The following is a 24,912-nucleotide window of genomic DNA, read 5'->3' as shown; positions in this document are numbered from 1 at the left end:
AATTCTGCTCCTTTCATACATCTCATACCACCCAAGTATTTGGTTTGGGATGATGCTCGGTTTCTGAATATATCGTGTTTAAAAGGGCATTGAGTGACAAGAATTTTGGCAATCACTCTCCTTCGATCGATGCCACAGAAAATTCCCTGCCAGATATGAGGTCGATCTTATCGCTACCACAATTCGGACACAGCAGCACAGGCTCGTCAATTACGCTGCGCTTGTGACACTTGCCGCAGCTGATCTTGATTGGGATTTCTTCGAATACGATGGATGCGGAACTACATCTTGTATTGACCTTCAAGTGTTCGAAATAAAACTGAATGGAGTCTGGTGAGAATCCGGTGAATCTACCAACCTTCAAGTGAATTCTATGCACTTTCTTGATTCCATTGTTTGCGGCCTCCTGATTGCAGAGGTCGACCAGTGATTTGGTTACGCCGAATTCATGCATAAGGATGTTCTTTTCAGCAGATTACATGCGGGATGAGCGAAGATGCTACTACCGGGCGATCGCAAATTTGTAGGTCTGATCACCTTGTTCGGATTTCACCAGTGCGAAATACATGCCGCTGGCAATGTCTTCCGGGATTTGCCATACGACCTCGCCGAAGACAAGATCAAGCACAAGGTCCTGGGCGACGCGCCGGCCTGATATTGTGTATATATCGACGCGAGCGTCCTGAGGTATATCCTTGATACGAACCGCGTTACCGGTCGCCGGATTGGGGTAGACAGATGCGGCTCCGATTTCGACTTCTGGATCGTAATGGACAGCCAGTTTGAGCAGGCCGTTCTCACCGCCAACCCAGAAGCAGCGTCTTATCGGGTCGAATTCGAATCCTTGTACCTGTGTCATCGCCGCGATTGATTCAAGAAAGTTAATATCGACGCCGAGGTCTGAGAATCTCCAGCTGCTTATTACGTTGGTTGACAAATCGAGACTGTGAATGCCGTCCCGCGCCAGAATCCACAATCGCCCTTGCGAATCGAGTTCGACATCGAGCAATTCGGCATTGGTGATATCATCTCTGTTAATGAACCCGGCGCTGTCAAATACGACCAAACCGGTGTCAGTGCACGCGTATAGCACGTTGTTCGGTGCGACCAGACAGCCACGCATGTAGTTAGACGCAATCCCGTCAGATTTTGTGTAGTTGCGATACTCATCATCGGTGCGGTCAAACAAGGTATTCTTTGTATCGGTCATGGAGAGCCCGGCGTCGGTGTGCGTCTGCCAGATAATGCCTGAAGAGCTCAAAGCGATCTCAATTCTGAAATCAGTCGTTTGTGGGCCCAGATAGTAGACAGTCGTGAGTGATGAGTCAATAAGCCACAGCTTGTCAGTAGGACGTCCGAGAGCGAGATACATGGTATTGTCATTGTCGAAAGCGATATCCCATACTGCTTCGGTCCCTTCCATCCCGTTGTAGCGATTGAATATATCAAACCAGGTTTCTTCTTGCGGATCAAAACAAGACAACATTACGGACGTGTAGCTGTCCGGAAATGTGTTGTAACCGAGCCAGATCCTGCCATCGGGCGCAGTTGAACACCTGTGGACAAAATTCGAGGGTAGGATGGAATCTGTTGAGAAACTGAGCCATTCATGATGGTTGTTCAGCCAGCCGAATCCTCTTGATGCTACACTTTGCTCACGTTGACCGCAAGCCACGAAGATCCCGTTTTCGTTCGCCGTTATCTCCGCAATATGGTTCGACGGCAAACATCTGTTCTTCTTAATGTCCCATATTCCGTTTTCTGCATCGTAGCGGCCGATCCCTTCGCTGAAATAGTTATGAGTGTAGCGGTTACCGAGTCCACAGAACAATTCATCCTGGAGATTCAGCAAACAATGCACTGTCGTGTACCAGGGAAGCCCGCTGTTTATTGTGGTGACATTACCTTCAAAGAAGAAGGCGACCTTCTGATCCTGGTCGAGTCCGAGTATGATTGAGTCACCCAGGTGACTCATATTATTTATTTGATAGTTGATGAGCAACGTATCGAAATAGCCGGAAACGAGACGGTTCAAACCCGAATTCGTTCCCGCATACAATTGACTGTCGATCAATGCCAGTGCGTTGATCTCGTTGTCCAGTAGCCCATCGTTGACCGTATATGTCACTTGGTGCTGCAGACCGTCCTTTGAGTAGCGTATGATACCGTTGGTCGCCGTGCCTACCCAGATCGAAGTGTCATCAATGGCGATGGAGCGAACGTCGATGTCGAATATTTTGGTCTGGGTGTCGTCGGAGAAATCGAGGGGTGTTCCCTTCGTGTCGATGAACAGAATCCCGTTCGATGAGCCGACATAGACGCTATCCCTGAGACAGGCGATAACCTGTATTCTGGTGCATGTGAGACATTCAATCGGATAGGTAAGTATGCTGCTCAAGTCATTCTCTACCAGTACCAGCCCAAGCGTATTACCTGTCCAAATATGTCCCGAACTATCCAGACCCACGCAGCTTTGTTCGTTCTTTTGGAGTCCGTCGGTGTTGGTTAGAACACTGAAAACATCCGTCAGTTTGTTGAAAGCGACGAAGCCGCCATTTGTGGCGCAGTAAATCATGCTATCGCGCCCTGTAAAATCATATATAATATTGGTATTGGTGTAGTATTCGGGCTGTATATCTATCGCCAACACCAAGAGGATGATTTGTATCAAGGAATAACCTCCAGATTATAATTTCACGTATCGTTTGCCGTTAAATATTGAAAGAAGCCGGAGTTTCCAGACAAGCCACCAGGCTTCCCATATTATTTTTTTGGACATCTTTGATTCTCCGGCCCGGCGCTCAACGAAAATAATCGGGATTTCCTTCAGGCGTAATCCAGCTTTGTATACTGAGTATACGCTCTGTATCTGAAACCCGTAACCATCGACCTTGAACTTCCTCCAGTCGATTCGCGCCAGGGCATTTCTCGAATAGCATTTGAAACCGCTCGTCAAATCCCGCACCGGAATTCCTGTCACGACACGTGCAAAGGCGCAGGCAAAATAGGACAGTAATAGTCGTTTCATCGGCCAGTTCACCACGCTTATACCCTGAATGTAGCGCGAGCCAATGATGAGGTCGTAGTCGCCCAACAGGTTGATGAAGTTTGGGAGCTCGATCGGGTCATGTGAAAAATCGGCGTCCATTTCAAAGGCAAAATCATATCCTTTTTTGAGTGCATAGTCAAAGCCCTTTACATATGCCGTGCCCAGTCCAAGTTTTCTGGTCCTGGTCTCCAGGTGTACACGCTTGTTCTTCTTTCTTATTTCTCTGATTATTTTCGCTGTATTATCGGGTGAATTGTCGTCGATCACGAGGACTTCAAGCTTCTGCGAGACGGCCAGGATGATGTTGATTATCTTTTTTATATTTGCCGATTCATTGTAGGTCGGGATAATAACCAGCCCCTTCTGCATACATATTATTATACATATGGATGAAATATTGTCAATCGCTAGTTGGCATCCGTGATAGATTCATATTGAAAAATCCTTCAAGGCTTCCCGTGTCGGTTGCTTAGATACGGGTTTGAGTTAGCATCAATAGGTTGACAATAGGTTGACAAAAATTCCTTAGATTATCTGGTTTTTTACCCCCAAAGAATTAAAACTCCGGATGTGGTTAGTCTTGAATTCGTTTCACAAAATCAACATCGCATCGCCGTAGGATAGGAAACGGTATTTCTGCCTTATGGCTTCACGATACGCCTTAAACACCGAATCTCTGCCTGCAAAGGCGCAGACCAATAACAGCGGTGTCGAACGCGGTAAGTGGAAGTTAGTGATCAGGCTATTCACCAGTTGAAATTTGAATTCCGGATAGATGAATAGGTCTGCCCACGCGCTCTTCTCATCGGTCCTGGCATAGGTTTCGAGGGCGCGGCACACCGAGGTTCCCACGGCAAAGACTTTTTTGGCACCTCTCATTGCTGCAAGCGCGGTTTCGGATATTTCGAAGAATTCCGCATCCATGCAGTGCTTTTCGATTTGCTCGCTTCTTATCGGTTTGAACGTTCCTGGACCGATGTGCAGGGTTATCTCTGAAACTGTAGTGCCTTTCGTTCGAATTTCATCGAGCAGTTTCTCCGTAAAGTGCAGTCCGGCGGTCGGCGCGGCGATGGAACCGGTGTTTCTCGCAAATACCGTTTGATAGTCATCAACATCTTCTTGAACCGCCTCACGTCTTATGTAGTGGGGCAGAGGTACCTTGCCATGTTGTTCAGCGATCTTCATTGCATCATCATTGAATTCAAGAATGCCCCTGGAACCCGTCGTTAATCTTTTAACCGTGGCATGGGTTCTTTCATCAAAATGAATGGCCATTCCTTCGCGCAGCCGCCGAGTGTGTGATATCATTGCTTCCCATTGCCCTGCTCCTTCATCTCTGATGAGGAGGATTTCGACCTTGCCGCCGGTTTTTTTCGAACCTATGATGCGTGCTTTGAACACCCTGGTGTTATTGAGGACGATTGTATCGTCTGCATGGATAAAATCAGCGATGCGATCGAATCGGGAATGTATGGTCTCACCGGTTCTACGATTGAGAACCAGGAGACGTGCGGAACTGCGTTCCTCAAGAGGATGTTGAGCGATCAGTTCCTTTGGCAAAGAATAGTCGAAATCGCTCAGTTTCATTTCTTCGCAACGATATACGACCGACGTCCTTCGCTGAATATTTTTCTCAACAACAAACCAAAATTGAACGTGTCAAGAGCATAGAAGATGTTGAGCTCGATCCTGTTAAAACCGTGTTCGAGCAGCTGGGGCATTCGTGATGCCGGCGCAAGATGCATGCTGACCTTGTTAAGAAACTGCCTTAAAATAGTAATTGGTTTCAGCCATCCGCGCAGCTCAATTTCAAAACTGCCTTGCTCGAGGACTGTATAGCCGGCCCTCTGTGCCATTGCTGCAAGTTCAGCGGGTTTATATGCGGTGTGCAGGTAGTGTTTCCCTTCGGTTCCCTGATTGACGCCGAAGCTGCGCAAAATCCCGAGCGGGATTCTGTGCGGCCTGGACGAAGTGAAGTTCGGTGAAGTGACGAGAACGAGGCCGCCCTTTTTCATTGTGCGGTAGAGGTTTTCGAAGAATCGATCCGCTGTGACCAGGTGTTCGACGACCTCGCACACCATCGCGCTGTCTACGGATTCTGTTTTGAACATTCTCATATCGCATAGATCGGCTTGCACAAAATTGGTTTGAGGTGATAATGCTTTTCCTTTTTTGAGGACTGCATGGGCGATGTCGACTCCGAATACAATCCCCTTTTGCCAGTTCCTCGATAGTGTTCCCACGTTGCATCCGCAGTCAAGGAGACTACCTTGTGGAAAGTCACGCAATTTATTCATTATCCATTTTTTCCGCAGGTATCCGCTCAGTGTTCTATAGACGATTGAATCTTCAGGGTATTTCTCGGCTACTGATTCGTAGAATTTTCGATACTGGTCATCCATCAGAATCTTATCCTCGACTGCAATCTCAGATTCTGGTTCGGTCTTTCGCCGGGGCGGAATTCGACACGGTAGATCAGGTTGAATACTGTGTTTGCACCGACTCCGAAACTCGCGAGCGCGCTCAAGATCGTGGTCAGCCCCTCAGGTTCATTCGCTGCAAAGAAGAAAGGAATATCACCCATATTATATAAGCGATAGACAAATTCCGCGGTGGTCTCGAATTTGCCGCGTAATCTCCGAAGTGGAAAGCTGAGCAGAAGACCCGACTTGGGCGCGTGCTGTCTGACGTCAAGCTCAGAAAAGTACTGGGAGCGCATTGTGCTGTATGTGTAGCCAGCTTTTGGGCGCACGAGCGGTCGCTGGATAACATCATAGGATATTTCCCCTCGATAGGTATTCCTGTGTTCTTTTTCGTTCTCGCCGATCAAATCGGTTGTTGTCTGGAATTCAAATCGGCCTGCCGCAGCGTTGATCGATGGTGAGAGGATCACCGCTCGTTCATAACTTGAATTCGTGGCAAGGACATACCTTGAATCATCTTGTATATCCTGGCGCAGCTGTAATGAAATGTCATAACTTGTCAAGGCAAGATGCAGGATTATGTCCTCGCTGTGGCTGCGGAAATTCTCCTCGTCTATGTAGTAGAAGCGACCGTTGGCATCATAGAATTCCCTGTTATATGCCACCTCCACACCGAAATTTCGGGTAATCACACGTGTGAAATCAGGTAAAAGGAAGATTCTGCGGACGTAGTCGCCACCCTCTTTCTCAATGTAGGTGTCGGTGACCGGATCGTATACATAATCGCCCTCACCCTCATCGACTTTAATGTATGTTTCGTCACGCTTCTGCGAATATCTCTGGGTCTGCTGAAGATCACTGAACAACGAGAATCCCCGGTAGGTATAGTTGATACCGGCATTGCCGAAATAGAAAGTTGTATCGTTGAGTGATCTATGCCCGAGTGACAATCTGAAAGGTTGTGTGTTGAGATTGAAGGTGTTTGCCAGACCAGAAGAGGTACTGTCTTTGTCGAATAGGCCATTCAGACCAATTGCGATATCCTTGGTGATTTCATACTGCGTGCCATAGTTAACGAGTTGCACGGATCCATATTTTTCGTAGCGGCTCATTAGAAGCAGTCTGGCAAAGCGCTTGGTAAAACCAGCAGAGTACTTATTCAGACTGTCAATGCTTTCGTAGCCAAAGACAAAGAAGAATGGTCGGAAATTGACAAACCGCCGTTTGTGTTTCCTGTTAAGTACCCCATAGCCTGCATCTATCTTGAGGAAAGCCTTCGGTGCCAGGCCCAACGAGAAATCAGCCAGTTCCTCGAGAGTTTCGTTCGTATTCCAAACGTAGTTATAATCAATGTCCTCACGGCTTCTTGGAGAGAAGAAATCATCTCCGTATCGGCTGTAATTGCCTCCTATCGTCATAAAACCCAGTGTTTTATTGAGATGTGCAGAGAATCCTGTTCCATCGTTATTTTCATCATCGAGTCCTGAAAAAGTGTTTTTATCTAACCTCGACCCGTAAACTTGTAGCTTAAGCGCATCATAAAATTCGGTACTGAATGCATAGAATTCCTCGCGGCGGGGCAGTGGTAGATTCTTGGTCGGGGAGTAGTTGCCGAGTCCGGGGCCCTGGTAGGAGAAGGCGCTCAGTGCCGGATCATAAATGTAATCACCGTTCCCTTCGCCGACATAGAAGAATGTAACATCATAGTCGCCGCTGCCTTGACCTACATATACAAAACGGTCGTTCTCCAGGATATAACTTCCTTCCGACGAAGTGTCGGCATATGTGTGTAGTATACGGGCGCTATCCCCGGTCAAGGCCAGGCTGTCTATTTCCTCCTGGCTTAGAACGAAAGTTAACGGGTCGTTCTTATCGTCAATGCTTGCGCGATACAATCCGCGGATATCTACTCCACCGATGCTGTACTGGCCGTCTGCCTGTTGATAGGTGTTAAGGTAATCTTCGATAGCTTTTTGATATTCGACTTCGATCCTAGTATGGCTCGTTATGACATGGTTATTGGTAAACGATATTATGCCAGTCTCGTAATCGATATCATAATCGGTGTCACGAGAAAGCAATACTGGTGGTGAAATCCCCTGGGCAATAAACACCCGTTCGCTTCCTGCGATTACAGCACCCTCCAGAAAATAGGGACTCTGTTTGCCTTCTTCGCCGGCGAATTGTGTTCGTGCGTAAATTCCTCGATTGACAGCATAGGAGGCATTCATTTGCCGTCCATAATCTTCCGTATGTACACCCACCCGGGCACCGCGGATTTCGTCCCTAATGCCGAATGGCAAGTCAAGTGTTAGATTACCAACACCCCCGGAGAAATTCTTGGTGAATACCTTCAGACTGATTCTTTCGATTTCTGATAACCTTACGGTCGACGAAGGCGTTGCCTTATCCGAGAGGTTTCCTTCGATGCCAACGCCTTCAACATCACCGACTATGTCAACTTTTAGGCCTTGGTCAAAACCCTGTTTTGCATCGAAGGAAAAATCCTTCGCTCCGCTTATTCTGAGGTTGCTCATGTCTTCTCCGATGGTGTCGAACCTTACTACCTCGCTTGTTTTTTCGATAGTTGTATCATAGTCAACTACCTCATACCTGTAGTATGCTGAATCGAGATCGATCGGAACCGTGTCAGAAATTGTTCCGGTCAAGAACATGTACAATAGTACCATTTCCATCGAGTATGATAAGCGATTCTCTGCTTTCGCAGATATCCAGGATCGTGTAAGGGAATTCTTTCTTCACCCATACCGCGTCGGCAAGATAAATGTAATCCGCTTTCTCGTTAAAAACCGCTATCTTGTGATTCACTACGTTGATTCTATTGCAGATTTCGGGTGTGGGTTTCTTTTCGATGAGATTGCCGTATTCGTCATAGATGTGGACGCCGTTCTTCGTAAGCACATAGAGCAGGTCGTCATGCCACCTCAGATCTTCGATCAGGATGTTCTCTATTTTGAACTTAACCTGATAGGTAAAATCAAGGAACAGGAGTTCATGTCGTTTGCGGTCTGCAAGAACTATTTCCTCGGCGGCTGAGAGGTCGAATGATGAAATGTCACTTGATATGAACACGGCTTCTCTTATGCCTGAAGTGATGTAGTATTTCTCCAACATGCTACCCCGGTTGATGTAGATGGTAAACGGTGTCAGTCTGAAATCCCTTATCCGGTAATTAACTTCATCCGTGAAAGAGAATGCCTGTAAACTGTCACTATCGTATACCCGGAATATGCTTTTGCCAATAAGAGGAGCAGCATATAGTGCATTATGGTAGTACTCGATTCGGTCAAAACCTCGGCTGAATATCATGGAATCGGCCGGTTCTGTGCCCGTTGAAAGCAATATGCAGAGCAGTACTATTTGCATGAGCGATCGACCTTATTCTGTTTTAATAAATTGACTCTGTTGTAGTGGAATTTCTTTTTCTTATTGCATTCGATAGAATGAGAAACAGTTGCAGGACTTTCACGAGGTAGAGCCGTTTGGACACCTGAATGTCAGATCTCTTCTGCGTCTCGTTCGATCTCAGGTCGCCAGGCTGGGTCAACGATGCACAGGAATTCCAGATCTTCGTCAGCAGTATTCTCGATGAATTGAACCGCGCCAGATGGTATGTACACCGTATCGTTCCTTGTAACTTTAGTAACTTCCTTATTTATGTGCATTCGACCTTTTCCCCTGAGAACATGGTAGACTTCAGCGTGATCCAATACGTGCGCTGTGGTCTTTTTTTTTGGCGCCAAACGTGCCCAGGCGAGGCTGTAGCGGATATCGACTTCTTCTTTGCCCGGATGCAGAATCTCTCTCAACAGTGAACCGTCGCCCCCGATGAAAGGCATGCATTCTCTTAGCTTTTTGACATACATTCATTCAAATATAGCTATTTCGCACAAAGTGTCAATATCTGGCGGGTATAGAACTAACGTTCATATTTGATTGACATCGGGTTTGTGAGAGCTATAATACTCGAATGCGTATTGTAGTATGTGGAATAGGCAATACCGAACGCGGAGACGATGCGTTTGGCCCTTATGTTGTTGAACACCTCCAGGAGAGTGATATGCTTAAGAAACTCGACTGCGGTCTGTATCCTGAGAACTACCTGAATAGAATAATCTCATTATCCCCCGATTTGGTTATTCTCGTGGATACAATTGACAAAGAGTCGCGAAATTGCGTTCTCTTGAGAAGTCAAGAGATTTTTAGACTGAGCACGGTGTCCGTATCAACGCATAACCTGTCTCTCGGCGCGATGTGCGAATTCCTGATCGATGGCGGAGTGAAGGACATATTCTTTCTTGGAATGCCTGCGTTTTCTTATGAATGCATCACGACGCCCGTGAAGGAGACTGCTGATCGGATCATTGGTGTTCTGAACAATATTGACATCGGTCACCGCGTTTGTATAATAGACATCTATGAGGCATTATCTGAACAAATCAGATAATCTTCCTAAATCCAGCTACATAACCACCCTGAATTCAGCTATCTGCATGAATGTTAATTCATATTGTGAATCCTCCGGGCTATTCAATTATGATGGTCAATACTTTTGTCCCTGCAAAGTGTTGACAGGGTATACAAAATTAATATAATAAGCTTCTATGAAATGCTATCTACTATCCCCAGATAAAATATTGACTTTTGTAAGAGAACTATCAAGGGATGGGTCGCTGTATTATCCGATGTTCGAGGAGGGCAGGACGCATCTCGTGAGGTTTGATGACGCTCACGAATTCAAACCTGACTTCGCGAAGATAAGAACCGCGGAGAACATCAAACAATTCTTTTTCCCGAGCCGGGATACAGTGGCTAAGTTCCCCAAGGATGAGGCAAGACAGGTCGAGAAGCGATATCTCTTTGGTGTAAAGAACTGTGACCTGAGAGGCGTTGATATCTACGACCGCGTTTTCATGGGGTGGGAACCAGTTGACCCATTTTACAAAGAGCGTAGGGATAAGACAATTGTAATCTCAGCCGATTGCCCGGAACCTGAAGATTCCTGTTTCTGCAATCTGTTAGGTCTCAATCCGTACGGTGATGCCACTTGTGACCTGAACTTCACAGAATTGCCTGCTGGTTTGCTGTTCGAGGCTTACACAAAAAGAGGAGAGGAAATCATCGATGCATACAAGAGCATATTTACGGAAGCAAAGGATGACGATGAGAAAGAGCGTAAGTCGATGCGGGAAAAAGCGATCAGGGAACTCAACAAAATAAACAGCAAACCGTTTAGGAAAGATCTACCAGCGCGCGTGGAGGCAGCGGATAAAGCGAGGATTCGTAACGCACGTGATGAATGCGTGGAATGTCACGCTTGTTTGCATGCGTGCCCGACATGCTACTGCTTTCTCTTGAGTGACTACAAGAAAGGAAAGGATATTGAGCGCGTCAGGATATGGGATACATGTTATTATGCTGCTTATGCTCGCGTAGGTGGTGGTGCAAATCCGCGCAGCCGAATTGACGAACGATTCTGGAACCGCTTCCAGTGCAAGTTTGACTTTTTCATGAAATATGAGAACATCCTTGCCTGCTCAGGCTGCGGGAGATGTCTATTGGGTTGTTCGGCTAAAATAGATATAAGGGAGATTCTATGGAACATATAAATCCCTATTATCCAATTCCGATTAAGATCAAGAAAATAATCCCCGAGACGCCAAATATCACAACTTTCATACTGGACGGTAAACCTTTCGATTTCGAAGCAGGGCAGTTTGCCGAATTGACCATACCCAGCATGGGCGAGGCGCCGTTCACACCTTCCTCATCACCATACGACGACGATATGGAATTCACGATCATGAAGGTTGGGCGCGTTACCGACGCGCTGTTCAATATGAAGGAGGGTGATCTTGTTGGTGTCAGGGGGCCTTTCGGAAAACCGTATCCATTACAGAATTTTAAGGGTAAGGAAGTGTTCATCGTCGGTGGCGGCGTGGGTTTTGCTCCACTGCGATCGCTGTTCCTGGCATTGCTGCACGATTTGAAGAGCTACAAAAAAATCTATGTACGATACGGTGCCAGGACACCACAGGATATAGTCTACAAACGTCTTATTCCCGAGTGGCAGAAAATTGACCGGGTTGATCTGTTGATGACAGTGGATGTTGGTGATGAATCTTGGAAGGGTCGAGTCGGCGTTGTGACTGTCATTCTTGACAAGGTTCCTGTGGATGTCAAAACTTCGCCTACCGTAGTCTGCGGACCGCCGCTCATGATGAAATTCTCGACCCAGAGGCTGGTGGAAGTTGGTTTTAAACACGAGAATATATATCTATCGATGGAGAAGAATATGTCCTGTGGCTTGGGCAAGTGCAATCACTGTCGCGTCGGGAAATTCTATGTTTGTAAGGACGGTCCGGTTCTTACATGGGAAGAAGTTAAGGATATCGAGGAGCCGTTTCTATGAAGAATATCGATCCTAAGACGATAACTGTCAAGCGGGCACTTTGTCCATTCTGTAGTTTTGGCTGTGAATTCGGCATAGTATTCAACGATTTTGGAATAAAGGGTGTCGAGTACGTTAAGGATGGAAACAACAATGGAAGACTCTGTCCCAGGGGAAGTGCTGCAGCGATATATCTGGACCATCCTCGGCGATCAACAATACCTCTGAAGAGTGGCAAAGCTGTTGTTTGGTCAAAAATGGCCAAGGAACTGGGCAAGGTAGTTGGCAGTCCGAAGAGCGCCGCGGTAACGTTTGACCGCAATGTCACACCTGAGGAGTACGCTGCGATCCTTGGCTTCTGCGACAGTGTGGGTATCCAATATACTGCATCAACATATTTTGAACCCGAACATATCCTACGTCCCTTCTTGGAACAGCCTTTTGCTCCAGCCGATCTTGACAAGGCAAATATCGTATTTGTGCTGGGCGATTTATTCAATCAAGCACCAATGTCATCGCGCGCTATTATCGAATGGAAGATGAAGGATAAGAGAAATGAACTTGTCGTCATTGATTCGTTGAACACACACACGGCCGGATTTGCAAGTCAGTTTTTGAAGGTTAATATAGGTACCGAACCCCTGCTGCTTTTAGGTCTCGCGCAGGAAAATATTGGTGGTATGGATATCGCCACAGCAACGGGGATCGATGGCGGTATAGTCAAACGGTTATCCAATGCCATCAAGAACAGTGGTAAAGGTCTTATTTATGCTTCTCTGCCGTTTGGACACACCTACGATCCGGCGTTGTGTGCGGAAGGTCTTAATCGAATGCATGAATTCAGCGATATGAAGGTTGTGCCGTTCGTTGAGTTTGCGGGGTATGATGGCAATCAGAGTTTTCCTGCAATCATCGAGATGGTCAAGAAAAAGAAAATTAAGAACCTGATCAATTTTGGTGAACTCTTCCCATTCTACTATCCTCAGCTGGTCGATAAATTGAAAGGCGCGAATATCTATGCGACCTCAACGTTGAAGCACAAGGACCAAACTCTGCTTCCCGTACCACTCAATATTGAAAAAGAAGGTACCGTCGTCACAACATTCGGAAAAAGGAAATTGACCGGCAATATCGACCCTCCCAGTGGTGTAAAATCTATAGAAGCAATATTGTCGATGCTGTCCAGCGAATCCAGTAAAGGTAAAGTGCCGAATTCCGTTGAGAAGAAAATAGATGTTAAGGAACGGGCACGCAGAATTACTGAGATAACTGGGACAAAGAAGAAGTCATTCAAGTTAGTCGGCGAGAAAGTTGCCTACAATTTTCTCGGGTTTCTTGAAGGAGAGGCGCTGAAGATCAATCCCTTTGATGCTGCCGAACTGGGCATCGGGGCTCATGATACGGCGTCGATTACATCGAAGCAAAGCAGTGCAGACCTGCCAGTGAAAATCACTGAGGATGTTGGTCAGGGAGTAGTAGCGGTGGCAGCAGAAACTCCCAGTGTGCGTGGTCTTTTTGAATACGAGATCGATAACGAACTCCAAACAGTCAATTTTATTCCAACCGAGGTGAAAATATGCAGAAAAGAATAGTGCTGGACCTTGATTTATGTTGTGGTTGTCGGTCCTGTGAGGCGGCCTGTAAGGCAGCATTCAAAGGTGAAGCGCGTATTCGACACGGAGATATCGCCGGGATAGCATACCTGCCGCTTGCCTGTAAGCACTGTAAACAGCCGCTCTGTCTCGCATCGTGCCCTGTAGAGGCGATTACGAGGGATGACAGTACCGGCTATGTTATTCGCTCGGCCATGGTCTGCATAGGATGCAAAGGCTGTGCATTCGCCTGTCCCTTTGGCGTCATCGATGCGCCTCTGGTCAGACACATTTCGCAAAAATGCAGTTTGTGTGCTGATCGCGAAGAAGGGCCGAGATGTGTTAGTGCTTGTTCATCTGGTGCACTTCAATGGCTATCTGATGAGGAAATCGAGCAGCATGAGATTGGCATGAGAATGGTGTCGAAGGATTTATTTTTCAGGAGAAAGTCATGAGTGTAGTCAGAGTTCTTTTTTCATATCTTATATTCCCGGGTTTTATCTTTACTGCGGTGGTCGGTCTTTTTCTTACGTGGATTGATCGTAAAGTAACGGCGCGTATCCATTGGCGCGTGGGTCCACCATGGTATCAGCCATATGCTGACTTTCTTAAACTGCTCCTCAAAGAGACGATAATTCCTGAAGGAAGTTCGAAGATCTTGTTCCTGATGGGCCCGATTATCGGCCTCGTGGCGATGACTATCTTTGCAGTGATGATTTTTTCAATGAACATGAACCCAGGCGGCACTTTTGTCGGTGATCTAATCGTAATGGTCTACCTTCTAGCTATACCGCCGTTGGGTCTCATGATCGGTGGTTCCGCTTCCAAGAATCCGCTGGCGAGTGTTGGGGTATCTCGTGAGATGACCCAGTATTTTGCGTATGAACTGCCCTTCTTGATCACTATTGCCACCATCATCCTTAAGGCCGGTGGGAGCATCAGGTTCGGCGATATCATCTTGGCACAGCAGGCCCAGGGGCCTTTTTTGTATTCCATTTCTGGTGTCATAGGAGCTGTCGTTATTCTACTATCGACGCAGGCGAAACTTGGTTTCGTACCGTTCGATATTCCCGAGGCTGAACAGGAGATTATGGCCGGTCCCTATATTGAATATTCAGGCGTGGCTCTTGCCACGTTCCGTGTTGTGCGTGCGATGATGTTTTTTCTTCTGCCGCTTTTTCTCATATCGGTACTGTGGGGAGGTTTCGGTACTTGGTGGGCAATTCTGAAATTCCTGTTAATTGTCGTTCTTATAATACTCATAAAGAATACCAATCCCAGGATCCGAATAGACCAATCCCTTAGATTTTTCTGGCTGGGAATTGGCGTCTTGTCTGTGATCGGGTTGGTTCTTGCTGTTTACGGTTTATAAAGGAGAATGATATGGCGAATGCTAAACTTTGGGGACTGAAAAAATCTCCCTGGGTATTTCACGTGGCCGCAGCTTCATGCAATAATTGCGATATCGAGATATTGGATATTCTGACGCCGCGGTGGGATGTTGAGCGTTTCGGCATTGTCCTGGTGGGTTCACCGAGGCACGCCGATGCACTGTTGATAACCGGCGTGCTAAACCGTAAATCGCTACCCCGTGTGCTGCGTGTATACGAACAAACGTCCAAACCGTGTCTTGTTATCGGCGTCGGGACCTGTACTTGTGACAATCATATGTTCGAGCCATCATATAACGTAGTGGGCCCCTATGACAAGTATATTCCAGTGGATGTCTATATTCCAGGCTGTCCTCCGAAGCCGGAGGCGATAATCAGCGGTGTAGTGAAGGCACTAAAGAGGTTATGATGAAAAAAGAATATTCACAGGAAATACTGGATGAGATCGGCGCAAAATTCCCGCATGCATCGGTGAAGATTCACGCACCGCGCCGCACTTACATCAGCATATCCAGGGACGATGTATACGAATTTGCCAAATTCCTATTCGAAGAAAAAAAATGCCGTTTATCCATTGCGACCGGCATTGACAAACGTGACGGCATTGAGATACTCTATCATTTCTCGCATGACCCGAGTGGAACTTACTACAGCATCAAAACACTCGTGCCGAAGGATGACCCGAAGGTAAAAAGTCTGGCCGATTTCCTGCCGGCTGCTAATTGGATTGAACGGGAGATCCATGAGTTATTAGGTGTTGACTTCACGGGTCACCCGAACCTGGTACCGCTCCTTACGGCAGAAACGTGGCCGGCTGATCTGCATCCATTAAGGCGTGACTATGCCGATGAACATAAGGAGTTCAAAATCGAGAAAACCAAGGAGGACCAGTGAAGAGAATAGTACCGATTGGTCCTTACCATCCGCTTCAGGAGGAACCTGAGTTCTTCAAGCTTATCGTCGAAGGGGAAAAGGTCGTGGATCTTGAGATAAATATCGGCTACAACCACCGCGGACACGAATTCATTGCTCAGAAAATGACTTACGACCAAATTCCCTTCCTGGTGGAGAGAATATGCGGTATCTGTTCCGACTCGCACCCGTATGCATATGTCCTGGCAGTTGAGGATGCGGCGCGTATTGAACCACCGCCGCGTGCGCAGTACATAAGGACGATTATCGGTGAGTTGGAGCGCATACATTCTCACTATCTATGGGTTGGCCTTGCCGGGCATTTCATTGGCTATAACACGGTGTGGATGTGGGTCTGGCGTTATCGCGAGCCGTTGCTTGATATTTTTGAGTTGATAATGGGTAACCGCAATCATTACGCTGTCAACAAGGTCGGAGGCGCGCGTCGCGATATACCGCCCGAATATTACGGTAAGATCGAGGAGTATTTGGATCTTGTTGAAGAAAAAACGACCATGTTCACCAAAGCCGTGCTCGACGACCCGGTCATCCGAGCCAGGCTCGAGAACGTCGGTATCTTGTCCAAAGAGGACGCGATTGCCTATGGGGTTTTGGGTCCGACTGCCCGGGGCTCTGGGTACGCAATCGATGTTCGTAAGGATGATCCATACGACGCTTATGGCAAGGTTGATTGGGATATGATTGTCTTCGAAGAAGGAGACATTTTAGCGAAGGCAAAGGTGCGACTGCTTGAGTGCTACGAGTCGATAAAAATCGTAAGACAATGCTTGAGAGATATGCCAGATGGTCCGATCGAGGCCAGGGTCGATGAAATCCCACCGGGTGAAGGTATAGGCAGGCACGAAGCTCCCCGCGGTGAGGTGTTCCACTATGTGCGCTCTGACGGTTCAAACATGCCGGCGAGACACAAGATACGGGCGCCCAGTTATATGAATATACCATCGAACGTTGTCGCTGTCAGGGGTTATTCAATTGCTGATGCTGCGCTGGTTCTTGCTGCTGTCGACCCGTGCTACTGTTGCACCGAACGTACAGTTGTTTTCGAAGATGGAAAGAAAAAATTCACGGGACATGATTTACTACAACTTTCGCGACAAAAGACCGAAAAACTAAGAAGGAGATATCGGCGATGATTGGATTAGATTTTTTCGTTGACCATTATGGGATTTTCCTCAGTGCAATATTTGTTTTTATTGGTCTTATGTCTCTGATATACGGTCTGGCTACAAATCGAGAAAAGGGACATCGCCTGGAATTCTACATCATGCTCTTTCTGATCGTCGGATCTGGTGTGGGCGTCGCGTTGACATATAATCTATTGTTGATGTACATACTCTGGGAAATCTCAACATTTGCGGTGTGGAGGGCAGTTGCCTATTACCGTGGGGACGGTGAGATATCTGCCGGTACGCTCACCTTCCTGGTCAATTTTGCGGCTGCGACCCTGATGCTGATCGGATTTTCGATACTGTACATGGATAATGGGACATTCAATTTACCGGGGATCATCGTAATAAATGACACGGCAGCGATATTGATCTTGATCGGGATACTCACCAAGTCGGTTACGATCCCTCTCCATATCTGGCTGGCACCTGCCTATAACGCCATCCCCTCGGCGATAGGCGCCAGTCTGGCAGGCATAGCAGAGAATCTTGGTGCAATCCTCTTCCTCCGTCTCTTTACTATGGGTAATTATGCTGCTCCTGTATTCTTCAACACTGTGGCGTGGATTGCTATCATTTCCAGCATCATCGGAGGCGGTGTCGCACTGAGAGTGTATAAACTCCGGAGCCTGCTAGCTTTCTCGACTATTAGCCAGCTGGGTTTTGTGATACTCGCCTTCGCAGTGGGAGGTACCTATGGAATACTCGGAGGCGTTCTGTACATCGCGGCGCATGCTTTGGCTAAATCGGGATTGTTCTACGGTGTGGGTGTCATCGAGGATGCCACAGGCGAAGATGATATGAGGAATGTTGCCTGTTTGCTCAGATTGTCACCCGTTCTCGCAGTCTCCATGGCGATGCTGGTCGGTTCAATTGTCGGATTCTTCCCAATGCTTGGGTTCTTTTCGAAATTGACGGTGGTGATTGGAGCGGTTGAAAAGACTGCCTATTTCGGAATCGGAGCAATAGTGGCGGCGATTTTTACGCTACTATACAACACCAGATTTTACCATGAACTCTTCTTTGGAGAGAGATGTGATGTCTACAAACTGCGCGCCAAACGGCCGAGTTACACGGGCGTGGCAGTGGTGTTTATCCTCGCGATGGTTTCACTGCTGCTCGGAATATTCTTCTATCAACCAGTGCATTATCTGACCACAGGGGGATTGTAGAAATGAATGAGATATATTATGTCATAGTTGCGCCAATATTTTTCGGCCTGCTCGGTTTTGTCATCAATCGTCTTCGGACCGAATTTGACCTTGTGGCGTTCATATTGACGCTGTGGTATGCGATACGAATCTTCATTGCTACGAGAACCCAGATAATATCCTACAACGTTGCGTCAATCATTGGCATTGACTTTAGATTCTACGCCGATAGCCTGGCCGGGTTTATTGTTCTTTTTAACGCCATCTTCGCCATTCTCATATGGCTCTATTCCTTAAGGGCAATGTCGAAGATGCCGCGTGAGAGAGTATACTACTTATACGTTGCTCTCACTCTTTCTGCCGCTAATGGTGTTGTTCTAAGTGGTAATCTGATATTCCTCTTGCTCTTCTGGAATGTGCTCGTTTTCTCGCTCTACGGTATTCTGCAGGTAGGCAAGGTATATAGTTCGCCAGCGGCACGCAAGGCGATAACTATTATTGGCGTCTCGGATTACTTGATGATGCTTGGTATCGTCATATTTCTTGTGAGGACCGGTAATCTCAATTTTCCTCTCGAGAATACGCTTCGTTTCACCGATGTCTGGCTGGTGGTGTCATATGTAATGATCCTGGTCGGCGTGCTGGCCAAGCTCGGTACGGTTCCTCTGCACACATGGATACCCGAGGCATCGAAAGTCGTTCCTGCATCGACCATGGCGTTCATACCAGGTAGTCTGGATAAACTGCTTGGCTTCTATCTTCTGATGAGGATCTCATACAACATTTTCGACATCACAAAGTATGTTCCCTTGCAGTTGACATTGATGATAATCGGTTCGATAACCATCATCTTCATGGCGCTGATGGCATTATGGCAGAAGGATGCACAAAGGCTGTTGGCTTTCTCTACTGTATCGCAGGCAGGATATATGGTATTGGGAGTCGGCACGGGCATACCGATCGCAATTGCCGGTGCTTTGTTTCACATGTTGAACAACGTACTCTACAAATCCGCTCTATTCCTCAGTACGGGTTCTGTTGATTATCGAGCGAAAACAACGGACCTGGATGCTCTTGGTGGGTTGGGTGTCAAAATGCCTTATACGCTATTCACCTTTGTGGTGGCTGCACTTGCCTTGTCTGGAGTTCCGCCATTGAACGGCTTTTACTCGAAGTGGATGATTTATCAGGGCATAATCGAGATGAGTGATAAAATCAATATTTGGTTCATTTTTCTCATTTGCGCAATGTTCGGTAGTATTCTGACCCTCGCCTATAGCCTTAAATTGATACATTCAATCTTCCTTGGGGAAAGACCGAAAGAGTTGAATAAAGTTCGTGAGGCACGTTTTGAGATGGTCGTACCCGCACTGTTTCTTGCCCTCGGGTGTATCGCCTTTGGTGTTTTTGCACAGGCTTTGCCTCTTAAGCATCTAGTTTTGCCCAGCCTGGGATATGATATAAGTGAAGTGGGTTTCTGGTCGCCTACCCTCGCAACTGTCCTTATCATCGTGGGTATTATTGTGGGTCTCATTGTGTATCTGATTGGTACGGCGATGAAACCGAGAAGGACCCGTATATTCGTCGGCGGCGAGATCATGGAGGAAGAAGCAGCAAGGATGACCGGACCGAATTTCTATTCTTCCCTGAATAGCATGGAGATGCTCAAGAAGACCTATGATTTCGGTGAAGGCGGAGCGTTTGATTTCTATAACTACCTGCGTGGTGCAGCAGACGGTGCCGCCATACTCTCGAAAGACGTGATCGACCGCATTATTACCTCTATGTACAAAATAGTCGGGCGCATCGCAGGGATGATCGGGAATCTGACTTCTTTGCTTCACACTGGTGAGTTATACACGTACGTCGGTTGGATTTTTCTCGGTGGTATTGTAATTCTACTCATTTTGGTTTTTTGAGGGGAGGCGTGAATGATTGAACTCTATCTTTTTCTTGTTTTCATGATAATAGCAGCCTTTATCGCCACTGAGATCAAGGATCTGCTGGCTGCAGTGATATCACTTGGCGCGGTTGGTTTCTCAGTTGCTATCATGTTCATACTCGTTCAAGCTCCAGATCTTGCGATTGTGCAGATCGTTGTCGAGGTTGTGACGATCGTTATTTTCGTAGCGGTTATTTTCCAAACCACGCACATCGATGAGACTATCGGTAAGAAAATGACGGGTCCCCACGTCTTTTCGATCGTCAGCTTTTCTTTCTTCGCACTGCTCTTTTTTATAGCGATCATAAATGCTCTGCAGGAATTACCTGCATTTGGCAATGCGACGATGAGGGTGGCTAGTGAGTATATCCGACTTGGACTACCTGGAACGGGCGGTGCTAATCTCGTTGCGGATGTGATTTTGGATTTCCGGGCGCTTGATACACTTGGCGAGGCGACAGTTCTCTTTACGTCAGTGATAGGTGTGGCTGCTCTTATTCGTAGCGTTGGGAGGAAGAAATGAAAGGTATGAGTCTGATAGTCAGAACGGTTACCACGATCATAATCGGTTTCATTTTCATCTATGGGGTATATATTATCCTGCACGGGCACCTGACACCTGGAGGTGGTTTTGCCGGTGGCGTGATCGTAGCGGGTGCTTTGATCCTGAGAATACTGGCTTTCGGGAGCGAACCCGCCGATGAAAAGAAGTCGGAGACCAGGACTTCGGTTTTCGAGAGTGTCGGTGCGTTGTTATTCATCGGCATTGCTCTTGCCGGGATGATAATCGCCGGAACATTCTTCCTCAATTTTCTACCTAAGGGAATTGCCTTGAACCTATGGAGCGCTGGGATCATTCCATTCTGTAACATCGCAATCGGGATTAAGGTTGGCGCGGGACTTTTCTCCATTTTCCTTGCCCTCGCGGCTGTCAAGTATGTGGTGAAGGACTGAGGAGAGGTATTATATGATTATTTTCCTGAGCTGTATCATTCTATTCTTGATAGGTTTGTATGCAATTGTTACCAAACGCAACATGATAAAAATCGTCATCGGTTTCGCCCTTATTGAGTATGCGATCAACCTTCTCTTCGCGTTGATTGGTTTCCGGACTGGAATGTTGGCGCCGATAATCACCAAGGTCGATATGGCGCACAAGTTTGTTGATCCGATTCCTCAGGCACTCGTACTGACCGCAATCGTAATCGCTCTTGGAACGACAGCCCTAATGTTGACCGTTGTCCTGCGTATCTACAGCCGGTATAAGACTTTCGATATTGCAGAGATCAGAAAATTGAAAGGATAAGGAGGCGAGTGTGACATTTATTCCGTTATTTTTTGCCATACCTTTGGCTGCTGCTTTCATTATTCCTATTTTGGGCAAGATCGCCAAGTCCGTAATATGGATTTTCGTTACTCTCGTGTCATTCGCTCTTTTCATCCTCGCGCTATATGGTGCCGCGGTTACCCAGCAGTTTCCAATGATCGTTTACGAAATGGGCAATTGGCCGCCTCCACTCGGGATCGTAATGGCGTTCGATTCACTGTCGGCTTTCATGGTTCTTGTTATATCGATACTGGTGTTTGCCGGAAGTATTTTTTCCTTGCGGTATATGTCTCACTACACTGGACAGTGGAAGTTCTACACACTGTACATGCTGATAACCGCCGGGATGATGGGTGTCTCAATCACGGGCGATCTCTTCAACATGTTCGTATTTCTTGAGATCGCAGCGATATCATCATATGCGCTTGTAGCATTCGGGGTGGATGCTGAAGAGCTGGAGGCTTCGTTCAAGTACATGGTGATGGGTGAGGTCGGCGGTTTGACCTTCTTGCTTTCCATCGCATTACTGTATGCGAAGACCTCGACACTCAATCTTGCTGATATGGCTAATGTGCTCCAAGTTGTTGGACAGACCCCGTTCTTCTGGCTGGTTCTGGGTATGATGCTTCTTGCTTTCTCTATCAAGGCTGCCTTTGTACCATTTCATTCCTGGTTGCCTGACGCGCATCCTGCAGCGCCAGCTCCTATATCAAGCTTGCTTTCCGGGATTTTCATTAAGGTGCTCGGGATGTATACGACGGCCCGTTTGGTCTTCAATATCTTCGGGCTGAACCGTGCGAACGCTCCGGTTTTCTTCAATGTCCTGATTGGAATGGGTTTGTTGTCGATTGCCTTTGCTGGCATAACCGCACTCAGTCAGAAGGATTATAAGAGGTTATTAGGTTATTCCAGTGTTTCTCAGGTTGGTTATATCATGTTAGGATTCGGCATTGGCAACTACTACGGTGTGGCGGGTGCGATTTTCTACATACTCGCCCACGCACTCGGCAAGGGTTTGTTGTTCTTGACATCGGGTTCCGTCGTCAACGCTACAGGAACGCGTGATATTACGAAACTCGCAGGTTTGGGCGAGCACATGCCAACAACGGCATGGAGTTTTCGCTTCGGCAGCATGTCATTGATCGGCCTGCCGCCTCTGGTTGGTTTCTTTGCCAAATACTTGATTGTGTTAGGTGCCCTGAAGGCGGGCTTTTGGTGGTTGGCAATTGTCGCTATCGCATTTAGCGTCTTGACTCTGGGCTATCTTTTGAAGATTGAGAACAATGTCTTTATGAAAAAGGGACGGACGCAAGCGAACAAAGCACCTTTTACGATGCGTATTGCGATGGTTTTCCTTGTGGTCTTAATTGTCTTGTTCGGTATCGGCTTTCAACAGGTCATTGATTTTCTTGTCGGTCCTGCTGCAAACGCATTGCTCAGAGGCGTCGAATATGCAAATCTCGTCTTTGGTTCTGTAGGTATGAGTTTTTAAGGAGGTCGAATGAGATACGTGATCTATTTTATCATTGCTTTCTGTTTTTGGCTTCTTCTAACCCTGAGTGTTAATATTGATCATTTGATCGCCGGAGTTATCGTTGTTTTGCTCGCGACCATCGTCTTCGGGGGGTATTTCACAGACAGGCCGGTTAAGTTTCTACAAATCCACAGAATATTGTGGTTTGTCATATACATACCCATCTTCCTTTGGTACATGGTCAAGGCAAATGTGGATGTCGCGTATCGTGTACTACATCCAGAGAGACCGATCAAACCTGGCATCGTGAAGATAAAGACTGTACTGAAGACTGATATCGCAAAAGTGTTTCTAGCCAATTCTATTACATTGACACCCGGCACCATGACGTGCGACATAGATGGTGATTATTTGTATATTCATTGGATATGGATACAATCGCCGGAATTAGAGCAAGCTTCGAAAATCATCGCTTCACATTTTGAGAGATTTCTAAGGAGGATATTCGAATGAGCGCGTTGGTGAGTATTCTTGCAATTGGTGGATTTCTTTGTCTTTTCAGAATCTACCAGGGTCCTTCGATTTCAGACCGGGCAGTTGGCGTGGACATCATGGGTATTCTTTTCGTGGGGATCACCGGATTGAGCGCCTTGTTCTATGACCTTCCTTATTTGATTGATCTTTCTATCTCTCTTGCTCTGTTTAGTTTTATCGGCACCATCGCTCTCGCTAAGTATTTGGAGAAAAGGAGTCTCGATGATTAGCACAATTGGATGGATCGTCATCTGGGTCGGCGTATTATTCGATCTTTTGGGTGCGATAGGCCTCATTCGTTTTCCCGACGTTTACAACCGCCTCCAGGCATCGACAAAATGCGTAACACTTGGCACGTTCGGTATCATGATCGGTATTTTCCTTATAAAAGGATTCAGCCCAATGGGTATAAAGGCATTGATATGCGGTGCGGTGCTTCTGCTTACGAGTCCGGTGGCTGCACATGCTCTAATGAAGGGTTCGCTGCATTTCGGTACAAAAATGTGGAAAGGCACTATTCTCGACCAGTATGGAAAAGACAAACTTGGCGGTGAACAGATCGAACGGGAGGAAAACTAAATGCGCAAACCAAAGTTGAGAGAACTCGGTGAGGCAATAAGAGCGATATTCAAGGGTCCTTATACTTCGAAATTTCCGTTCAAACCTTCCCCTGCAGCACCTGCCTTCCGTGGCAAGATCGAATTCAATCTTGATAAGTGCGTACTCTGCGGCGCGTGTGTTGAGGTTTGTCCAGCAAACGCCCGTGCACAGGAAGATGATTTAACGAAAGGTATCCGACGCGAAATTTACCACCCTGAGAAATGCATTTATTGTGGCCAGTGTGTTTCTTACTGTATTACCAAAGAAGGCATAAAGCATACGCAGGAATATGATCTTGCTGACATCACCAGAGAAAACTATGAAGAGGCAATCGAGAAAGAACTGGTATTCTGTGAACGATGTGGTGAAGTCATCACGACGAGATCCCATCTACTCTGGATTGCAAAACGCGTTGGTGAACTGGCATATGCTAACCCCAATTTGTTTCTGGTTTTGTCTCAAGAGTACGGGGAAGAATCAATACCGAAGAGTGCGGACGTCCCGCCCTATCGCAGCGAACACCTGCGGTATTTATGCCCGCAATGCCGGAGGTCTGTCTACCTACACGAGATCTGGGGATACTGAAGAAAAGATCGTTTGCCGGTTGACGGTTCCGAAGTCCGTCGCTCTATCCAGTTGAGCTACAGGCGCTTCCTCAGTATGTACTAAGAAGTATGTAGTATGTACTCCATTATAAGCTGAATCGGATTGAAGTCAATAATCAGACCGATTAGTTGCGAGGAGTGTAGTGACGAAACAGTTTAATAAGATTTCTTGCCTGTCAAATGTTTAGATTTGATGTTATGAAAAAATTGCAACTCTGTGATCATGGTATATACTATGATTTAATGGAGGTGCAATTATGTTATATGTTGGCATTGATTTTCACAAGAATTACTCATTCATCACGGAGATGGA

27 protein-coding genes are annotated in these 24,912 nt (G+C 46.8%); 19 read left to right on the top strand and 8 right to left on the bottom strand.

What is annotated here, in order from left to right; translation table 11 throughout:
- Positions 1-112: 112 nt before the first annotated feature.
- From hypA to OEV79_09755, 8 genes are all read right to left on the bottom strand, one after another.
- Entirely contained in the window at positions 113-454 is a 342-nt protein-coding gene (gene hypA, locus OEV79_09790; protein ID MDH4211721.1) for a hydrogenase maturation nickel metallochaperone HypA, read from the bottom strand.
- A gap of 48 nt (positions 455-502) precedes the next feature.
- Positions 503-2,671, bottom strand: a complete 2,169-nt coding sequence (locus tag OEV79_09785; protein ID MDH4211720.1) for a T9SS type A sorting domain-containing protein — start codon at positions 2,669-2,671, stop codon at positions 503-505.
- Positions 2,672-2,686: 15 nt separating this feature from the next.
- Positions 2,687-3,418 carry a polyprenol monophosphomannose synthase gene (locus tag OEV79_09780; GenBank protein ID MDH4211719.1) on the bottom strand — a complete coding sequence of 244 codons (732 nt, stop codon included), beginning with the start codon at positions 3,416-3,418 and terminating at the stop codon, positions 2,687-2,689.
- A 222-nt stretch (positions 3,419-3,640) separates the two neighbouring features.
- Positions 3,641-4,636: a tRNA preQ1(34) S-adenosylmethionine ribosyltransferase-isomerase QueA gene (gene queA, locus OEV79_09775; protein ID MDH4211718.1), complete on the bottom strand. Its 996-nt coding sequence runs from the start codon at positions 4,634-4,636 to the stop codon at positions 3,641-3,643.
- Entirely contained in the window at positions 4,633-5,451 is an 819-nt protein-coding gene (locus tag OEV79_09770; GenBank protein ID MDH4211717.1) for a class I SAM-dependent methyltransferase, read from the bottom strand. Before OEV79_09770 ends, queA begins: the two co-directional genes overlap by 4 nt.
- A complete protein-coding gene (locus OEV79_09765; protein MDH4211716.1) occupies positions 5,451-8,168 on the bottom strand; it encodes a hypothetical protein in 2,718 nt (905 codons plus the stop codon). Before OEV79_09765 ends, OEV79_09770 begins: the two co-directional genes overlap by 1 nt.
- Entirely contained in the window at positions 8,122-8,859 is a 738-nt protein-coding gene (locus OEV79_09760) for a hypothetical protein (GenBank protein MDH4211715.1), read from the bottom strand. Before OEV79_09760 ends, OEV79_09765 begins: the two co-directional genes overlap by 47 nt.
- A gap of 131 nt (positions 8,860-8,990) precedes the next feature.
- Positions 8,991-9,359, bottom strand: coding sequence for a cupin domain-containing protein (locus tag OEV79_09755; GenBank protein ID MDH4211714.1), 369 nt, complete (start codon positions 9,357-9,359; stop codon positions 8,991-8,993).
- A gap of 104 nt (positions 9,360-9,463) precedes the next feature.
- On the opposite strand from OEV79_09755, the gene OEV79_09750 reads away from it, so the two are divergent.
- The 19 genes from OEV79_09750 (at position 9,464) to OEV79_09660 (ending at position 24,579) form a co-directional block, all read left to right on the top strand.
- Positions 9,464-9,940 (top strand): hydrogenase maturation protease, encoded by a 477-nt coding sequence (locus tag OEV79_09750; protein ID MDH4211713.1) that lies wholly within the window; start codon positions 9,464-9,466, stop codon positions 9,938-9,940.
- 157 nt (positions 9,941-10,097) lie between these two features.
- Entirely contained in the window at positions 10,098-11,102 is a 1,005-nt protein-coding gene (locus OEV79_09745; GenBank protein ID MDH4211712.1) for a 4Fe-4S dicluster domain-containing protein, read from the top strand.
- A complete protein-coding gene (locus OEV79_09740; GenBank protein ID MDH4211711.1) occupies positions 11,090-11,905 on the top strand; it encodes an FAD/NAD(P)-binding protein in 816 nt (271 codons plus the stop codon). The genes OEV79_09745 and OEV79_09740 overlap by 13 nt, the downstream gene beginning before the upstream one ends.
- Positions 11,902-13,476 carry a hypothetical protein gene (locus OEV79_09735; protein ID MDH4211710.1) on the top strand — a complete coding sequence of 525 codons (1,575 nt, stop codon included), beginning with the start codon at positions 11,902-11,904 and terminating at the stop codon, positions 13,474-13,476. The genes OEV79_09740 and OEV79_09735 overlap by 4 nt, the downstream gene beginning before the upstream one ends.
- Positions 13,461-13,931: a ferredoxin gene (locus OEV79_09730; protein ID MDH4211709.1), complete on the top strand. Its 471-nt coding sequence runs from the start codon at positions 13,461-13,463 to the stop codon at positions 13,929-13,931. The genes OEV79_09735 and OEV79_09730 overlap by 16 nt, the downstream gene beginning before the upstream one ends.
- On the top strand, positions 13,928-14,848 hold the full coding sequence (locus OEV79_09725; protein ID MDH4211708.1) for an NADH-quinone oxidoreductase subunit H: 921 nt from the start codon (positions 13,928-13,930) through the stop codon (positions 14,846-14,848). Before OEV79_09730 ends, OEV79_09725 begins: the two co-directional genes overlap by 4 nt.
- Before the next feature lie 11 nt (positions 14,849-14,859).
- Complete coding sequence (nuoB, locus tag OEV79_09720) at positions 14,860-15,276, top strand: NADH-quinone oxidoreductase subunit NuoB (GenBank protein ID MDH4211707.1); 417 nt, start codon at positions 14,860-14,862, stop codon at positions 15,274-15,276.
- A complete protein-coding gene (locus OEV79_09715) occupies positions 15,276-15,761 on the top strand; it encodes an NADH-quinone oxidoreductase subunit C (protein ID MDH4211706.1) in 486 nt (161 codons plus the stop codon). Before nuoB ends, OEV79_09715 begins: the two co-directional genes overlap by 1 nt.
- Positions 15,758-16,933 carry a nickel-dependent hydrogenase large subunit gene (locus tag OEV79_09710; GenBank protein MDH4211705.1) on the top strand — a complete coding sequence of 392 codons (1,176 nt, stop codon included), beginning with the start codon at positions 15,758-15,760 and terminating at the stop codon, positions 16,931-16,933. The genes OEV79_09715 and OEV79_09710 overlap by 4 nt, the downstream gene beginning before the upstream one ends.
- Positions 16,930-18,138 (top strand): proton-conducting transporter membrane subunit, encoded by a 1,209-nt coding sequence (locus tag OEV79_09705; protein ID MDH4211704.1) that lies wholly within the window; start codon positions 16,930-16,932, stop codon positions 18,136-18,138. The genes OEV79_09710 and OEV79_09705 overlap by 4 nt, the downstream gene beginning before the upstream one ends.
- 2 nt (positions 18,139-18,140) lie before the next feature.
- Positions 18,141-20,036 (top strand): proton-conducting transporter membrane subunit, encoded by a 1,896-nt coding sequence (locus OEV79_09700; protein MDH4211703.1) that lies wholly within the window; start codon positions 18,141-18,143, stop codon positions 20,034-20,036.
- Positions 20,037-20,048: 12 nt separating this feature from the next.
- The gene (locus OEV79_09695; protein ID MDH4211702.1) at positions 20,049-20,582 is read left to right on the top strand and encodes a DUF4040 domain-containing protein; all 534 of its coding nucleotides are present in this window, start codon (positions 20,049-20,051) and stop codon (positions 20,580-20,582) included.
- Complete coding sequence (locus OEV79_09690; GenBank protein ID MDH4211701.1) at positions 20,579-21,013, top strand: hypothetical protein; 435 nt, start codon at positions 20,579-20,581, stop codon at positions 21,011-21,013. The genes OEV79_09695 and OEV79_09690 overlap by 4 nt, the downstream gene beginning before the upstream one ends.
- A gap of 13 nt (positions 21,014-21,026) precedes the next feature.
- Positions 21,027-21,365: a sodium:proton antiporter gene (locus OEV79_09685; protein ID MDH4211700.1), complete on the top strand. Its 339-nt coding sequence runs from the start codon at positions 21,027-21,029 to the stop codon at positions 21,363-21,365.
- Between the two features lie 10 nt (positions 21,366-21,375).
- Positions 21,376-22,878: a proton-conducting transporter membrane subunit gene (locus OEV79_09680; GenBank protein ID MDH4211699.1), complete on the top strand. Its 1,503-nt coding sequence runs from the start codon at positions 21,376-21,378 to the stop codon at positions 22,876-22,878.
- 9 nt (positions 22,879-22,887) lie between these two features.
- Positions 22,888-23,373 (top strand): Na+/H+ antiporter subunit E, encoded by a 486-nt coding sequence (locus tag OEV79_09675; protein ID MDH4211698.1) that lies wholly within the window; start codon positions 22,888-22,890, stop codon positions 23,371-23,373.
- Complete coding sequence (locus OEV79_09670; protein ID MDH4211697.1) at positions 23,370-23,624, top strand: monovalent cation/H+ antiporter complex subunit F; 255 nt, start codon at positions 23,370-23,372, stop codon at positions 23,622-23,624. Before OEV79_09675 ends, OEV79_09670 begins: the two co-directional genes overlap by 4 nt.
- Positions 23,617-23,973, top strand: a complete 357-nt coding sequence (gene mnhG / locus OEV79_09665) for a monovalent cation/H(+) antiporter subunit G (GenBank protein ID MDH4211696.1) — start codon at positions 23,617-23,619, stop codon at positions 23,971-23,973. The genes OEV79_09670 and mnhG overlap by 8 nt, the downstream gene beginning before the upstream one ends.
- Positions 23,974-24,579, top strand: coding sequence for a 4Fe-4S dicluster domain-containing protein (locus OEV79_09660; GenBank protein ID MDH4211695.1), 606 nt, complete (start codon positions 23,974-23,976; stop codon positions 24,577-24,579).
- Positions 24,580-24,912: the final 333 nt, after the last annotated feature.

The sequence above is a fragment of the candidate division WOR-3 bacterium genome (genome assembly GCA_029858255.1).
Classification (GTDB): Bacteria; Hydrothermota; Tepidihabitantia; order SM23-42; family SM23-42; genus SM23-42.
Note: the sequence above shows the minus strand (reverse complement) of the source record. Positions and strands in the feature narration are given on the sequence as shown.

What these genes read in the sequence shown, in the direction of transcription:
- OEV79_09730 (MDH4211709.1), top strand. Translation starts at nt 13,461, where the DNA reads ATGCAGAAAAGAATAGTGCTGGACCTTGATTTATGTTGTGGTTGTCGG.
- OEV79_09760 (MDH4211715.1), bottom strand. Translation starts at nt 8,859, where the DNA reads ATGCAAATAGTACTGCTCTGCATATTGCTTTCAACGGGCACAGAACCG.
- OEV79_09690 (MDH4211701.1), top strand. Translation starts at nt 20,579, where the DNA reads ATGAAAGGTATGAGTCTGATAGTCAGAACGGTTACCACGATCATAATC.
- OEV79_09695 (MDH4211702.1), top strand. Translation starts at nt 20,049, where the DNA reads ATGATTGAACTCTATCTTTTTCTTGTTTTCATGATAATAGCAGCCTTT.
- OEV79_09715 (MDH4211706.1), top strand. Translation starts at nt 15,276, where the DNA reads ATGAAAAAAGAATATTCACAGGAAATACTGGATGAGATCGGCGCAAAA.
- OEV79_09670 (MDH4211697.1), top strand. Translation starts at nt 23,370, where the DNA reads ATGAGCGCGTTGGTGAGTATTCTTGCAATTGGTGGATTTCTTTGTCTT.
- OEV79_09685 (MDH4211700.1), top strand. Translation starts at nt 21,027, where the DNA reads ATGATTATTTTCCTGAGCTGTATCATTCTATTCTTGATAGGTTTGTAT.
- mnhG (MDH4211696.1), top strand. Translation starts at nt 23,617, where the DNA reads ATGATTAGCACAATTGGATGGATCGTCATCTGGGTCGGCGTATTATTC.
- OEV79_09705 (MDH4211704.1), top strand. Translation starts at nt 16,930, where the DNA reads ATGATTGGATTAGATTTTTTCGTTGACCATTATGGGATTTTCCTCAGT.
- OEV79_09765 (MDH4211716.1), bottom strand. Translation starts at nt 8,168, where the DNA reads ATGGAAATGGTACTATTGTACATGTTCTTGACCGGAACAATTTCTGAC.
- hypA (MDH4211721.1), bottom strand. Translation starts at nt 454, where the DNA reads ATGCATGAATTCGGCGTAACCAAATCACTGGTCGACCTCTGCAATCAG.
- queA (MDH4211718.1), bottom strand. Translation starts at nt 4,636, where the DNA reads ATGAAACTGAGCGATTTCGACTATTCTTTGCCAAAGGAACTGATCGCT.
- OEV79_09740 (MDH4211711.1), top strand. Translation starts at nt 11,090, where the DNA reads ATGGAACATATAAATCCCTATTATCCAATTCCGATTAAGATCAAGAAA.
- OEV79_09725 (MDH4211708.1), top strand. Translation starts at nt 13,928, where the DNA reads ATGAGTGTAGTCAGAGTTCTTTTTTCATATCTTATATTCCCGGGTTTT.
- OEV79_09780 (MDH4211719.1), bottom strand. Translation starts at nt 3,418, where the DNA reads ATGCAGAAGGGGCTGGTTATTATCCCGACCTACAATGAATCGGCAAAT.
- OEV79_09745 (MDH4211712.1), top strand. Translation starts at nt 10,098, where the DNA reads ATGAAATGCTATCTACTATCCCCAGATAAAATATTGACTTTTGTAAGA.
- OEV79_09750 (MDH4211713.1), top strand. Translation starts at nt 9,464, where the DNA reads ATGCGTATTGTAGTATGTGGAATAGGCAATACCGAACGCGGAGACGAT.
- OEV79_09770 (MDH4211717.1), bottom strand. Translation starts at nt 5,451, where the DNA reads ATGGATGACCAGTATCGAAAATTCTACGAATCAGTAGCCGAGAAATAC.
- OEV79_09700 (MDH4211703.1), top strand. Translation starts at nt 18,141, where the DNA reads ATGAATGAGATATATTATGTCATAGTTGCGCCAATATTTTTCGGCCTG.
- OEV79_09735 (MDH4211710.1), top strand. Translation starts at nt 11,902, where the DNA reads ATGAAGAATATCGATCCTAAGACGATAACTGTCAAGCGGGCACTTTGT.
- OEV79_09660 (MDH4211695.1), top strand. Translation starts at nt 23,974, where the DNA reads ATGCGCAAACCAAAGTTGAGAGAACTCGGTGAGGCAATAAGAGCGATA.
- OEV79_09755 (MDH4211714.1), bottom strand. Translation starts at nt 9,359, where the DNA reads ATGTATGTCAAAAAGCTAAGAGAATGCATGCCTTTCATCGGGGGCGAC.
- OEV79_09675 (MDH4211698.1), top strand. Translation starts at nt 22,888, where the DNA reads ATGAGATACGTGATCTATTTTATCATTGCTTTCTGTTTTTGGCTTCTT.
- nuoB (MDH4211707.1), top strand. Translation starts at nt 14,860, where the DNA reads ATGGCGAATGCTAAACTTTGGGGACTGAAAAAATCTCCCTGGGTATTT.